This window comes from Paenibacillus qinlingensis, from assembly GCF_031455095.1.
Taxonomy (GTDB): domain Bacteria; phylum Bacillota; class Bacilli; order Paenibacillales; family NBRC-103111; genus Paenibacillus_E; species Paenibacillus_E qinlingensis_A.
In genome coordinates, this window is sequence record NZ_JAVDSB010000010.1 from 171,346 (window position 1) to 185,684 (window position 14,339).

Annotated in this window: 12 protein-coding genes; 3 read left to right on the forward strand and 9 right to left on the reverse strand. The window is 48.5% G+C overall.

All coding sequences use genetic code 11. The annotated features are described in order from the left end of the window. Window positions 1–23 precede the first annotated feature (23 nt). Both J2736_RS22960 and J2736_RS22965 read right to left on the reverse strand, forming a co-directional pair. The gene (locus J2736_RS22960) at window positions 24–668 is read right to left on the reverse strand and encodes a methylated-DNA--[protein]-cysteine S-methyltransferase (protein ID WP_310500923.1); all 645 of its coding nucleotides are present in this window, start codon (window positions 666–668) and stop codon (window positions 24–26) included. A 30-nt stretch (window positions 669–698) separates the two neighbouring features. Continuing rightward, window positions 699–1,241 (reverse strand): bifunctional transcriptional activator/DNA repair enzyme AdaA, encoded by a 543-nt coding sequence (locus tag J2736_RS22965; RefSeq protein ID WP_310500924.1) that lies wholly within the window; start codon window positions 1,239–1,241, stop codon window positions 699–701. A gap of 153 nt (window positions 1,242–1,394) precedes the next feature. On the opposite strand from J2736_RS22965, the gene J2736_RS22970 reads away from it, so the two are divergent. After that, a complete protein-coding gene (locus tag J2736_RS22970) occupies window positions 1,395–2,336 on the forward strand; it encodes a DNA-3-methyladenine glycosylase family protein (RefSeq protein ID WP_310500925.1) in 942 nt (313 codons plus the stop codon). A 444-nt stretch (window positions 2,337–2,780) separates the two neighbouring features. Here the strand turns inward: J2736_RS22970 and J2736_RS22975 are convergent, their stop codons facing one another. The 4 genes from J2736_RS22975 to J2736_RS22990 all read right to left on the reverse strand — a co-directional run bounded on the left by J2736_RS22975 (window position 2,781) and on the right by J2736_RS22990 (window position 8,689). Beyond that, window positions 2,781–2,939, reverse strand: coding sequence for a hypothetical protein (locus tag J2736_RS22975; protein ID WP_310500926.1), 159 nt, complete (start codon window positions 2,937–2,939; stop codon window positions 2,781–2,783). A gap of 117 nt (window positions 2,940–3,056) precedes the next feature. Then, the gene (locus J2736_RS22980; RefSeq protein ID WP_310500927.1) at window positions 3,057–3,908 is read right to left on the reverse strand and encodes a hypothetical protein; all 852 of its coding nucleotides are present in this window, start codon (window positions 3,906–3,908) and stop codon (window positions 3,057–3,059) included. A gap of 98 nt (window positions 3,909–4,006) precedes the next feature. Continuing rightward, window positions 4,007–5,215, reverse strand: coding sequence for a multidrug effflux MFS transporter (locus J2736_RS22985; protein ID WP_310500982.1), 1,209 nt, complete (start codon window positions 5,213–5,215; stop codon window positions 4,007–4,009). Window positions 5,216–5,395: 180 nt separating this feature from the next. Further along, window positions 5,396–8,689, reverse strand: coding sequence for an OmpL47-type beta-barrel domain-containing protein (locus J2736_RS22990; RefSeq protein ID WP_310500928.1), 3,294 nt, complete (start codon window positions 8,687–8,689; stop codon window positions 5,396–5,398). 690 nt (window positions 8,690–9,379) lie between these two features. Here J2736_RS22990 and J2736_RS22995 point away from each other — a divergent pair. Then, a complete protein-coding gene (locus tag J2736_RS22995; protein ID WP_463675861.1) occupies window positions 9,380–11,236 on the forward strand; it encodes an AbfB domain-containing protein in 1,857 nt (618 codons plus the stop codon). Window positions 11,237–11,306: 70 nt separating this feature from the next. Here J2736_RS22995 and J2736_RS23000 read toward each other — a convergent pair whose 3' ends face one another. Further along, entirely contained in the window at window positions 11,307–12,434 is a 1,128-nt protein-coding gene (locus J2736_RS23000) for an NADH:flavin oxidoreductase (RefSeq protein WP_310500930.1), read from the reverse strand. A 166-nt stretch (window positions 12,435–12,600) separates the two neighbouring features. On the opposite strand from J2736_RS23000, the gene J2736_RS23005 reads away from it, so the two are divergent. Next, window positions 12,601–12,930, forward strand: a complete 330-nt coding sequence (locus J2736_RS23005; protein WP_310500983.1) for an ArsR/SmtB family transcription factor — start codon at window positions 12,601–12,603, stop codon at window positions 12,928–12,930. Between the two features lie 255 nt (window positions 12,931–13,185). Here the strand turns inward: J2736_RS23005 and J2736_RS23010 are convergent, their stop codons facing one another. Both J2736_RS23010 and J2736_RS23015 read right to left on the reverse strand, forming a co-directional pair. Further along, a complete protein-coding gene (locus tag J2736_RS23010) occupies window positions 13,186–13,764 on the reverse strand; it encodes a suppressor of fused domain protein (protein ID WP_310500931.1) in 579 nt (192 codons plus the stop codon). A 176-nt stretch (window positions 13,765–13,940) separates the two neighbouring features. Further along, entirely contained in the window at window positions 13,941–14,336 is a 396-nt protein-coding gene (locus J2736_RS23015; protein WP_310500932.1) for a hypothetical protein, read from the reverse strand. Window positions 14,337–14,339 lie beyond the last annotated feature (3 nt).

Genomic DNA, 14,339 nt, shown 5'->3' on the forward strand with positions numbered 1-14,339 from the left:
CCGTAAAAACACTCATGATGATGCTAGTTTCTTATCCCATTCATTTCCTTCTCCGTATTTTTATCCATATTTAGGATTTTATGCATGGGAGCAGAAATGGGCATGAATTTCCCTGCCCGCTCCAGTAGCAACAGCTTCTCCTTATTCTCAAGCCCGCCACGGTAACCCGTCAGCGCACCATTCTTCCCTACCACGCGATGGCATGGTACAACAATAAGCACAGGATTTGCGCCGATGGCGGTGCCGACCGCTCTCACAGCACTAGATTTGTCTAACGTCTGGGCTACCTGTGAATAACTTACCGTTTCACCATGCCCAATCTCATGCAGCGCTCTCCACACCGACTGTTGAAATGCCGTCCCTCGTAAATCTAATGGCAGTTCAAAATTTGTCCGAACTCCACTCAAATACTCATCCAACTGCTGCATATATGGCTTTAACCTATCCTCTTGCTGAATCCATCCACTCGGGTGTCCAATCTTTCTGGCCCATTGGGTGAATGCTTGCCACGCTTCAACGTCAACGCCATCTCTCGCGTCACCTTTCTGAAACTGCAAGTATCCCAACCCGCTATCGGTTACCGCCATTACAAAATTAATATCTTGCAACCTTATCGGCCCCCAGTATATCGTTTGGTTTACCGCACTTTCCATCACTTCTCTCACCATGTTGCATCCAACCTCCCAACTCGGTTATCGTTAATGAACGGGCTGTTGCCGGAACTCCGTCGGCGTAAGCCCCGTTTTCTTCTGAAACAACGTCGCAAAATGGGCAGCATTGGCTATCCCCACCTGCGCCCCAATCACTTGCACAGCCAAATCAGTGGTGATTAGAAGCTTTTTAGCAGCCTCCAATCGGATCTGTTGAATAAACATAAGCGGTGTCACACCTGCTATACGTTTGAACGTCCTTTGCAGATGATACGTACTCGCATAAAATTGCTCCGAAAGTGTCGCTAACGACAGCGGTTCAGCGAAGTGCTCTTCGATATGCGCCTTTATTTCCGCAACCCATGCCTCGTCGGGGAGTCTGATGCCGTCAGGCCGACACCTTTTACAAGGACGGTAACTTGCTGCCATTGCCGCTTGTCGACCATGAAAAATACGCACATGCTCCCGCTTCGGAAGCCTTGATTTGCAGGAAGGCCGGCAGAAAATACCTGTCGTCGCCACCGCATAATAAAACGTCCCGTCATACGCCGCATCATTCGCAACGATGGCTTGCCAAAACCGCTCCTGCATACCGGATTCCCCTCTCCTTGCGTTCCTTTGATAAGCTCAGTATACCCAAACAGGCCAATGGTTGTAAGGGATCCGAGATGAGAAAGCAAGATTACAAAAGCCACTCTCGGCGATAATGCATGTAACAACTTCCTACCGATAAGGAGAATAACGATGCCACACCTGCAAGCCTTTGACCCCTCTCGTCTAAAATGGTACGAACACACAAGCACGCTCACGCTTGCTCTTCCTGAACTTTTTCGATATGAGCCTAATATCGGCTATTTAAGCCGCTCCACCAATGAGTGCCTATTCGTTGTGGATAACTCCAGCATTTATAAGTTGCTGCCGATTGGGGATAACCTCGCGTTGATCGCTGTCCACAGTGAGGATGACAAGGTGCTTAACGTCCGAATTGTCAACTATAGTGGTACTATGACCTCTGCGGTCCGTGAAGAAATCGCTCGGTATGTGTGGGAGTGGTGGGATTTGGGGACGGATTTGACGCCATTGTATGAGATGGAGGATGCAATCCTCCGGCAAGTGACAGAGGAATTCCGAGGGCTTCGCCTGATGGGGATTCCCGATTTGTTTGAGGCGATGAGCTGGGGGATTACGGGGCAGCAGATTAATTTGACTTTTGCCTATACGCTCAAGCGGCGTCTAGTCGAAACCTTCGGCACCTCCCTAGATTGGGAGGGTCGAACGTATTGGGCGTTCCCGACGCCGGAGCGGATCGCTGCGCTGTCGACGGAGGATCTCACCGCTTTACAGTTCACGGGTAAAAAAGCGGAGTACCTCATTGGCGTTGCCAATCTCATGGCGGAAGGCACGTTGTCCAAGGCTGGGCTGCTTGCGATGGGCGATTTTCTAGCCATGGAAAAAGAGCTGCTGCGCATTCGCGGCATCGGCCCCTGGACGGCCAACTATGTGGGGATGCGCTGTCTGCGCAACCCCGCCGCGTTCCCTTTGGCCGATGTCGGCCTGCATAACGCGCTGAGGCATGTGCTTGGGCTTGCGGCCAAGCCCTCGCTTGAAGAGATCCGCCAGCTCGCGGAGCGCTGGCGGGGGTGGGAAGCCTACGCCACGTTTTACTTGTGGCGTGTGTTGTACTAGCCGCGGCTGGGTGACGCGGCGGTTGAGTGCGGCTGCGCTTGTGGCGGCGGCCTGACTAGCTCCGCCAACAGGCGCGCCGTCAAATGCGACGCTCAGCCCAACCACCCGTCACCATCGCCACTAGAAACACTGCCCAGCCTTCATCACGCCGCCTCCCCCCGCCATCCTTTGCAAATACCTGGATTTTATGCAGTTAAATCTAGCAAATCTCAGCTTCAAAGCGATTTAACTGGATTTCATGCAGCTAATTCCCCCTCACGTCACCCTTTTAAGCAAAATCGCTGAATTTACCTACATATTTTCCAGTTATTTGCTCATTTCAACGAAATCCTTCAAAAATAGCTGTACTTTTTCCATCTAATGTCGGGCTTACGTGTAAAGTTGGGAGTCGGAGAGCCGGAATTGGGAAATGCACTACGGAAGAGTGACGTCAGCGTTCACCAGTCACTCTTCCTTATCCGCAATCACATGCACCACGTGTACCTCAGAAGAACAATCAAAGCATAACAAAGTTTTATCCGGTTGCACGACACCATCTAGAAAACCCATTCTACAATAAATAGGCTTCTCACATGTGCGACAATGCCCGATGAGCTCCTCCATTCAACTACTCCTCCTTCACTAATCGTTCTTAGAAAAATTTTCCTTACCCACTCGACACAAAAAAGGTTGCCCACGCTCGATATACTCGAATGTAGCAACCTTGTACTGTTCCAAATACTACGTAGCCGCAGGCGCCTCTGTCGGTGACGGCGGTGATGGCGGGGCAGGTCTATGCTCGCCGCCATGGCCTGGCTTCCCTTTGAACGAACCGAAATCGCCGCGAGGCTGAGGCACTGGACGTTCGCCGCCTTTGCGTTCGACGAAGTTTTTCAGTTCATCTGTCATGCTATCTTTGAGCTTGGCAATCAACTGATCTTGCGTGATGCCTTTGGCAGCCGCGATCTCGGCAAGGGATTTTCCTTCTTTACGCTCAGTCGCAAGTTCTTCTTCGGTTATACCGAGAATCGCAGCGATTTCCTTCGGAGCAACCCCAACACCACCAGCCATTGGCATGTTACCGCCACGAGGCATAGGCTTTTTATCAAAATTCATGGCGTGAGATTTGGCTTCAACGATTTTTTTCAACCGATCAGCAAGACCTGCTTTGAGCTTATCCGCTTGCTCTTGCTTGATTTTCCCCGAGCTCAGCGCTGTATCGATTTTCGTCGTTTCCGCCTCAGTCAGCTTAGCAATCAACGCATCTTCACTGAGGTTCGCTTTCTCTTGGGCGATTTGAACGAGCGTTTTGCCCGCTCCAATTTCCGTTTTGAGGACGCCTTTATCTATGCCCAGTATGGAAGCAAAGTCGATAACGCCGCCAAAACCGCCCTTCCCAAAATCAAACCCACCCCTCGGTGGCGCCGGATGTTTATCAAATCTATGTTTATCCTGAAACTTCTTAGGTACTGATGACGTCGTCGAAGCTGTGTCGTTAGCAAATGCTTGATTATACTGAAGTACGAAGCCGCCACTGATCAATAATCCAGCTGCGAGCGTGCCGATAAGCAACGTTTTATGGATGCGCTTCATGCGTAGTACCCACCTTTTTCAAAAATTGGTCAATTCTTCTTCAGTATAAATGATAATTGTGAAAAATCTTTGAATTTTCTAAAAAAGGTGAGCGCTGATCACGTTTTTTCTCGCGTCATCCAAACGAAGCAAAGCACGCCACCCAGCTCCATGAGTGCGATGATAATACCCAGCGGCACAGCCGTTTGGCTGCCGCCAAGTCCGACAAGCGGTGCCACTAATCCTCCGATGACGAAGGTCATAAGTCCTAGCAAGGCTGCGGCGCTGCCGGCTGTTTGGCCTTGATTTTGCAGGGCCAAGGAAGAAGTCGATACGGAAACGGGACCGATACAAGCGACTATGAGGAAAAACGCCGGCAAAATCAAGACGAGCCCGGCCCCGATAAGTGTCGCAATGAGCAGCAGCAGACCCCCGAGCACAGCTATAGCTAAGCCACCAGCTAGCAGACGGTGATTGCTAACTTTGCCTGCGAGTCGCCCCGTAATTTGACCAGCCAGAATAACGCCAGCCCCATTGACCGCGAAAATAACACTAAACATTTGTGGGGACACATCAAATATATCCTGCAAAACAAACGGCGACCCCGAAATATAAGCGAACATACCAGCAAAAACAAGCCCCTGCGTTAACGCGTAGCCCATGAACAATCGATCTGTGAGCAGGCCACGGAAAATACGAAGCGTATTCGTAAGACCGCCTTTGGAGCGGCGTTCAGGCGGGTGTGTTTCTTTTAGCCCAAAGACAACAACGATAAGCATCACGACACCGATCAAGCTGAGCACAAGGAATACCCCGCGCCATGATGTGAATTGCAGCAACTGGCCGCCGATAATCGGAGCTAGAATTGGAGCCGAACCGTTAACGAGCATCAACAATGCAAAAAACTTCGTCAACGCAACGCCCTCATACATATCACGAACGATTGCCCGAGAGATAACGATCCCCGCAGCTCCTGCCATCCCCTGTATAAAGCGTAGGATCAGAAACGCCCAAATAGAAGGAGCTACCATACATAGCGCAGAGGAAATGCCATAAATCAAGAGGCCAACCAACAAAGGCATGCGTCTTCCGCGCACATCACTCACCGATCCAGCTATGAGCTGGCCTAAGGAGAGACCGAGCATGCAGGCGGTTAAGCTCATTTGAGCGAGCGAAGTTGTCGTATGGAGGTCACCAGCAATGACAGGCAGCGCTGGCAGATACATATCGAGAGAAAGCGGCCCGAAGGAGGCGAGTAAACCGAGCACCAATACCATCCATAAGCGGCTGCCACCAGTTGTTTCTTTGGCTTGCGAGGCTATAGACATCATGAATCACATACTTTCTTCATTATCCATTTAACCTACCATTGGGATATGGTTTTGTCTAGTTAGTTCATCATGTAGGGACTACTTGCCGCAACGCGTGCCACCATCCAAAATAAAAAACAACCCATCTGGTCTCCAACCAGAAGGGCTGTTCTTCATGTTCTACATTCCGTAACTCGCTTACTTCGTAACCGTAACACTAACTACGTCGCTTGATGTCACGCCTGCTGCGTTGAACAGCTCGACGCGATACTGATAAACGCCGATGGCGCGACCCGCGATGGCTGTGACTGCGCTTTGTGCACTTGGTGAGGCGGCTTGCAAACTTTTCTCATCAATGAGTACATCATTTTCGTACAGGCGGTACCCTGTTGCGTTCGTGCCCCACCACATGTTCATGGTGACTTGATAGTTGCCATCCCCATCCCAGTTATTGTTCGATAAGACAGGCTTACCTGGCGTTGCGTCTGTGATTGTGACTACAAGAGGCTGGCTGGTTGTCGTCCCGAATACATTGATAAGTTCACTGGTGTATGTGTACGTGCCATTTGGTTTGCCAGTCACATCAACTTTGGCGATTTGAGCTGCTGGGGAAGCATCTGAAAGTGTTTTCGTGCTGATGAGTGAACCATTTTCGTATAGGTTAAAAATAGTGCCATTATTCCCCCACCACATGTTCATCGTGATCGAGTAACTGCCATCTTTTAAACCGGAATATCCGGCATTAGAGGTTAAAACAGGCTGACCAGGAGCGCCGATGGATAATGGCTTCTTAACCACGTTAAATGTCTGTGCACCACTTGTCGTGTTCCCTGCGGCATCCGCTACAAGATACGCCACCGTGTGGGCACCTAGAGCTAAACTTCCTGCAGCAATCGTTTGACCACTTGTAATGGCATGACCATCCAAAGTAAGAGAGAGATCAACAACACCCGAAATTGCATCACGGGCAATCAAATCGAATGTCACCGCATTCGCTTCGGTCACATCCTTGACGGCATGCCCAGATTCCGTAAGGGTCGCTGTTGGCGCTGTTTTATCCAGCTTCACTTGCAAGGACTGCGCAGCTTCCCCATTGCCCGCAGCGTCCGTAGAGGAATAGCTCACGGTTGTTGTGCCCTCAGTAGCAATCGCGATTGGTGCTGTGTAGGCCACCGAAGTTCCACCATTGATGGCATATTGCGTGACCACCGCTCCCGCTTGATCATCTACAGCCGTTAACGTTGCCGTTACGTCTTGCTTGAACCAACCCGCTGCATTCGGTGTGCTGGATAGGGTTGCAGTTGTTACTGGTGCCACTGTGTCAGCCACCACGCTGAAATCACTCAAGCCCCGTGGCTTCAATTGGAATACACCTTTGAAAATAGCGCCAACACCTTGAATCGTCACCTTTTGTCCAGCTGTGTACGGGAAGGTGCTTAAAGATAACCCAGTTCGTGTATCGACACGAATGTGGTTGCTTACGCCGTCTTTGATAGCGTCGAATTCAAAAGAACCCGTCGGTGTTGCCGTGATGATATTGCTTATCGTCACATCACTCAATGTGAGCAGTTGCCCTTGATTATCAGCTGTCACAGCGGATACAGGGGTTGCTGTTGGAAGTGCAGCGACGCCTGTTTTGGCAATCTCTACAGGATCAGCAAGCTCAAACTCTGTGTTGAATAGCGCTGTTGAGGCTGTTACTTTTGCCGTATCCCCTTGGTGGAAACCACTCAAGCTCTGGAATACGTACACGCCGCCTGTTGCATCTTGCAGGTAGAAGGCTTGCCCGCCAAAAGCACCTGGCTCCGTCGTAACAACGCCCTCTACCGTCACCAACGTACCTGCTGCTTTGGCACGTGCTTCCGAGATGGCGATCTTCGCAGGAATCGGATTTTCCTCTTCTGGGAGCGATTCAGCAGGTACGTTTCCAAGTGTGACGGCTTCCGTTTTCAGATTCGTGCCATTCTGACGCAATCTGAGATTCGCTGGTGCGGTCGTGCCTGGAACAACACGAACATTCAGATCCTTCGTCGCGTGTCCGTTGATGTCTGAGGTTACGCTAAACGTTGCACTGTATCCATTCGCTGTCGGCCATGTGCCATCTGCGTTCTGTACTTTGGCGATTTGTGAACCGCCAGTAACTAAGTAAATACCAAGACTGAAGCCCGTTACGGTTGTCGAAGGCGGCAAGTTATCCACAACGACTCTGATCGGGAAGTCCGCTGCATTTGGCAATACGGCTTGTTTTACAAAGCTGTACGTGGCACTCGCCGTTGCCGCTGGGCCACCGTAGGAGCCCGGCTTAAATGTGCTGCGGTCATACCATTTGTAGCCGGCATTTGGTGCCGCCCATGGTTCTGGCTGTGGTTCTGTCGATGCCGCTGGAGCTTCAAAAGGCAGCAAAGCCGTTGGCTGATCCAGCTGCAAGCCGCTTACTTCAGTGAGGCTCGTGTAGCTTTCTTTGGTCGAAAGCCAGTTCACCATATTCACCAGCAGTATGCCGTCATCCACTTCTTTAAACCCATCATATGTCGTCTTCTTCGCGCCTGTATCCTCGCGTACATATTTCGGCGTTGCATCCTCAACCGGTGAGGAATCCCCGATGAATGCCGCTTTGCCTGCGCCCGCTTTTGAAATGGCCACATACGGGCCTTCCGCAACACCGCCACCGTTGTAGACGCCTTGATCCACCGCGTTCGCCCAAGCTTCATTCGTCTGCGGCAAGTACACAATACCCTTCGCCTTCGTCGGGTCAATAATGGCTAGCGTAGATCCTGCATGCATCGCGACACTGGAGACACCTGTCGTTATCCCAAAAGCTTGCGCAGGCGCTACGATGTTATTCGCATTAATGTCGCCGAGGGCGTTATAGCGAAAACGCAGACCGAACTGCGTAGCCAGCCAGTCCGAGCTGGCTACATCTTGCATCGCAGAAGATGCTGTCTCTTCTGCGTTCATCCCCGCTGCTGGGTTCGTCCAAGCACCTCGGCGGTAGCCGTTGAATACCTCGGAGCCGTCCCAGCGGTTCTTGTTGCGATCAGCATTGTAGTGATCGCCGATGAAGAAAATACTGCCGCCACCAGCCACATATTGGGCTAAGGCGTTTTGCTCACTCGTTTTGTACGGAACATTGGACTCCGCTACCACGAACACATCATAACCGCTCAAATCGGCCAATGTGATTGGCGTTGTTTTGCGCAGTTCTTTTACATAATAACCATTATTCGCTAACGCATTGCCGAAATCCGAAAAAGCCCCATCAATGACCCAATCCGCTGCTCCAGCTGTCTGCTCGTGTGTATTGTCAAAAAGAACTTTCTTCCCAGCATTCCCGTTAACGACTTTAGCTTCAATAAAGGGTGCCGGATCTGTCGGCCCCTCCGCCATCACCGTCTGCCAGCTGCTCGCAGCTAACACTTGGAACGGTATCGCTACTGTCAACGCCAGCGTTGTCTTCCATAATCTCGTCTTCCATCCCTTGAGCTTACTCATTGCAATTCCTCCTTAGCTTATTGGCTGAGTCAAAATCTTTTCTACATAAGCGCTTGCTTATCGGACAGACAAGCTATTAAGAACGCTCTTATTCTACCATAGGATAATTGCGAAATTTGCTATTTTATTGTAAACACATGGAAATTTGTGCAGGATACCAAATAACTAGAGGGATTTCCAAAAGAGTTTAGATACTGCCTGTTCCCAGCCATAAAGCAGTGTCCTTCTGCTCACCCTTTACTCTCATCTCCCCCACCTGATGTTAGATGGAAATTATACAGTTAAATTCATTAGATTCCTCCATAAATTGGATTTAGATGGCAAAGATACAGGTAATTTAACCCGTTTCAGTAAAAAAGGTGAGAATGGCCAAAATTAGCTGCATTTTTTACAGTTAGTTCATTAAACACCTCGAATATCACAAATTTAGATGTAGGTTTTCCAGTTATTCGGTGGGAAGAGGAACGGTTCTCCGAGATTGGCCCTACCACATATCAGTTATTTATAGGTACCTGCTAATTCTTCACTCTCCGCTCCGCAATATTGTTCAGGAATATCACTTTCGTTCAGTTGTAAACGCTTACAATAAACCGTACGATACAGTGGAGACACGAGTTCAGAGCATCCTGAGTGACGGTCATCCCATTCATAGAAGGAGGAAGTTAACGAATGACAATCTACATAAGACGAATGCTCACTGCACTGTTGTATGCACTCTTGGCTGCTGTGTTTTTGGCACTTATCCCGCATCAAGCAAGCGCTGCAAGTGTTACGATCGCAAATGGCACAGCTTGGACAGATACAGCAGGGAATCCCATTCACGCAAGAAGCGGCAATATTTTAAAAGTAGGATCAACGTACTACTGGTACGGCGAGCATGCGGTGAGCGGAACGTTCGATAGTGTAAATGTATATACCTCAACAGATCTCAAAAACTGGACCTTCAGCAACGCCATCCTCACGAAAAACTCTGCGACCGAGCTTAACTCTAGCAAAATTGAACGGCCAAAAGTTATCTATAATGCCTCTACTGGCATGTACGTCTTATGGGCCCATTATGAAAATGGCACCGACTATAGCCTAGGCCGAGTCGCCGTCGCCACGAGCTCCACACCAAACGGAAACTTTACCTACCAAGGCAGCTTCCGCCCTCTTAACTATGAATCCCGTGATATGACGGTCTTCGCTGATACGAACGGTTCCGCTTACCTCGTGACGGCTTCCCGTAAAACCGGCGGCGCCAACGACACGATGGCTATCTTCCAACTCAACGCCAGCTACACGAATGTCTCTTCCTTCGTTGGCTGGATCTTCGAGAATGGCTATCGCGAAGCGCCTGCCGTCGTGAAGAAGAACAACACCTACTACCTGTTCACCTCCCAAGCGTCCGGCTGGTACCCAAATCAAGGAGCTTATGCGACGACGACTTCTATGACAGGCACTTGGTCCGCACTTTCGCCGTTTGGAGATCCTGCGGCTTACGCCACACAAATCGAGAACATTATGACGGTCTCCGGCAGCTCGACGACCAGCTACATTTACATGGCTGACCGTTGGAATCCGCTAAACCTGAGTGACCATAAATACATTTGGCTGCCACTGACATTGAATGATACGAGCGCCTCGGCTACATTGAACTGGTATAGCTCTTGGAACATTGACGCCGTAACCGGCACCGTCACACTGCCAACGCACGTGAATCACGCCACAGGCAAAACCGCAACGGCAAGCTCAACCGCAGCCAGCTCTTCCGCGGCTAATGCGCTAGATGGCAATGCCCAGAGCTCTTGGGCCGCTTCAAGCTCCACATGGCCAGCTTGGTGGCAGGTTGATTTCGGAGCACCGAAGACAATTACAGAGGTCGATATCTCTTGGTTTTTGTACAAAGGTTCTGAAGCCTATCACAAGTACAAAATCGAGATCAGCAACGACGGCGTCAACTACGCTGCGATTGATCGCACGACGAATACCGCCTATGGGTTTACAACGGATCAAGTACACTTCACGGCGCGCTATGTACGGATTAACCTCGTGAATGCTGTGCTGTTTAACAATCCGAGCAACTGGTATACGCCTACCCTGTACGAGGTTCGTCTCTTCGGGCCTTCAACGACGGATGCCACTGGCTATAGTAAATTTGCGTCTCACAATTTTCCAACCTACTTTATACGTCATAGTAACTACACACTTCGCATAGATCCTAACGTGTCACCTGCTCTGGATTCTCAGTTCCGTGTGGTTCCAGGTTTAGCTAATACGTCTAGCGTTTCACTGGAGTCCATTAATTTCCCAGGCTATTTCATCCGGAAAAACGCCAGTAATCAGATCGTCCTTGCTCAATATGACGGCACGACAGCTACTAATCAAGACGCTACCTTCAACCTTGTGGCCGGTTGGGCTGACAGCAGCAAAGTCTCGTTCCAATCCTACAGCGCGCCTACCTACTACATCCGTCATTACAACTATGTCCTGCGCGTGGAGGTCATTAACGCTTCAAGCACGGCGACAGTGAAGAGTGATGCCACTTTTGCGCGTACGAACTACTGAGTGGGCTTGCGCAATAGAAAAAGCACAAGTGACTGCCTCCTAAGAGGCCGTTTCTTGTGCTTTATAATACTTAGTATAAACGTTTTAGTGCATCAACTGTGAATGGCAGCAATTCATCGAATCGTCCGTCGCGAACCTTCTCAACCCAATTAGGATCAACCAACAAAGCGCGTCCGATCGCCACGAGATCGAACTCGTTCTGTTCTAAACGGACAAGCAACTCGTTGATGTCCGCTGTGCCTGCGCTTTTTCCTCGGAAGGAACCCATGAATTCATCATCTAAACCGACTGACCCCACAGTGATCGTAGGCTTACCCGTTAACTGCTTCACCCAGCCTGCGAAATTAAGTTCAGATCCTTCAAACTCCGGTTCCCAGAACCTGCGAGTCGAGCAGTGGAAGATATCTACGCCAGCTTCTACAAGTGGTGCAAGCAATTGACCCAACAGTTCGGGTGTATCAGCGAGTTTCGCTGTATATTCAGCCGATTTCCACTGTGACAATCGAATTATGATTGGGAAATCCGGCCCTACAGCACGGCGGCATGCTTCAATAACTTCAACAGCAAATCGCGTACGAGCTAACATACTGCCACCGTACTTATCGGTGCGTTGATTCGTTCTTTCCCATAGGAACTGGTCGATCAAATAACCATGGGCACCGTGGAGCTCGATACCGTCAAAGCCAATTCGTTTCGCATCTGCAGCTGCTTGCGCGAAAGCTTCTACGACTTGATCGATATCCGCTTGTGTCATCGGCTCATTCACTTGTTCACCTGTCAACGTGAGGCCAGATGGTCCAATCGATAGCGCTTCTGGATGCGGAAGTGATCCATTCTTACGTGTCATCCCTACGTGCCAGAGCTGAGGCACAATGCGTCCTCCTGCTTCGTGAACTGCGTCGACAACGCGTTTCCAGCCTGCGAGGGCTGCTTCTCCATGAATGTTAGGGATATTGGGATTATCCGTTGCCGCTGGATGATTGATTAGTGTGCCTTCGGTAATAATAAGACCAACGCCATTCTCCGCGCGGCGGCGGTAATAGTCCACCACATCCTGCCCGGGGACAGCTTCTGGCGAGAAAGCTCGCGTCATAGGTGCCATCACGACTCGATTAGCTAAGCTAAGATTTCCTAGTGTAAAAGGCTTGAACAATGCCTCGACAGAGTTCGTCTCTTGATTTGTTCTAGAATTTGTCATGGTTGTTCCTCCACTCCATATTTGTCTATTTCGTATAACTGCTGACTTCCGTTACGAATTCAAGTAGTCCATCCATAAGATAAGTTCGATTGTTATCGAACATTAGAAATATAGCATGAGATATGATAAAATGCAATCACTACGCTTTTAACGAGGAGGAAGCATCCTGAAAGTACTATTTCACCCAGACAAAGAGGATATGCATCTCTCATCCGTCCTCTATGCGTTAAGCGATCCTGTCCGATTATCCATCGTTTCAGAACTCAACAAACTAGGGGAACGTACCTGCGGTGGTATTGATGTGAGTGTCGTGAAATCCACCAAGTCTCATCATGTGCGAACCATGCGTGAAGCAGGTGTTGTTCATGTCCGGGTGCAAGGGACTCAGCGCTTATTGTCACTACGGAAGCATGATTTGGAAGAAAGATTTCCTGGCCTGCTCCATGCCATTCTGCAGGCTTACGAGGGGACAGAGGGGCAGAAGGTGTCGGAGTGAGTGTTCCTGCCTGAAACTAAAGAAGGCGCACAGGTATTTCCTGGCGTCTTCTCTTCATTTTAGCTTAAAGTTTTTATTGAAGGTGCAACAGATAATAGGTAGAAAATTGTGGTGTCTTACCATAATTACCCTAATACAATGTAACGTTTAATGGTTATATTTGTACTTGATTGAATAATGGATACATTCTGCACTACGGCGAAAAAGAAACCTTGAAAGGCGTGAAGCCGACCAAGGTTGAATGTTATACAAGTGTTACAGTACAGATTTTCGTTCAATATTAAAAATATCTATTTCATTACTTTCAAACAAATCTTCAAGCTTGTCTGTTCCGTTCTCTTTAGCGAATCGATATTCCTTTTCCGAAATGGGAATGGCAAGCAACCAAGTAACTTTTTTCTCAGGGAAGTCAATGTTTTTCAGGTGCTCTTCCCATAAGAAAGGTGGCACAAATAAAACATGTTCCACTTCCACATTTGGGTAATACATTTTCACAACACCTCTGAAAACCGTACCCGGAGAACAAGATTGCTTTGAGTTGATAATGTTAAACAAACTAGTTGCCAGCACATTTGGAAACAGTTCATACTCCGTTGCACAAACTCCGACGATCTCCAACCTCAATGGTACTTCATCAACAAAGTAATCAATTGAATAATCGGAAAAGCCAATAGTTGAGTAGGAGGTTATTCCATCATAAGGTGTGTTAGCAGATGACAGCAAATCAATGCTACTAACTTTTCCATCATCCCAATACTTTGAAACACTGGGTTTACCACCAAATGCTTGTAAGGCTGATTTTGCTATCACTTTGTTTTCATTTGAAATGCCCATCCGATACCTCCAATTTTGTTGTACTGTTTAACCTTAGTCCCCCGTCAACAACATTAGTTTTAGACAACACTAAAAACTTTTCGGAACAATTAGTATCACTAACTTTATCAATAGCAAAAAAAGAACCTTGAGAGGCATAAAGCCGCTCAAGGTTAAACCTATAAAAACAAAGAATTTTAGTAAATTGCTTTAAAAGGAGGGTGACCAGTTTCTTGATTCTGTAGCTCACTAGGCTTCCGAAATCTTAAGCTAGTCTGTAGCTCAAAAATTAGTAAATCTTCTCTTGACTCCTTTAGTAATACTTTTATCCAAATAGGACATAGCGGAATCCTGCAAGTTAGCATGTTTACAACTGTATCCAAATCTAACTCCCTTCCGTTTAAATTTTTTTCATTTAACATACCCCGATGTAAATATTCATCAGTGGAGTTAAGAGATTTACCACTTTCTTTTATAGGCACCAAGATAAATTTATATTTTAAATCTAGTTTTACACTTTGAGAAGCTAATATTTCGTTTAAAGTTATCAATAAATGCTCTTTGAAAGTAGCTTTATCCAAATACTTTATCATCTT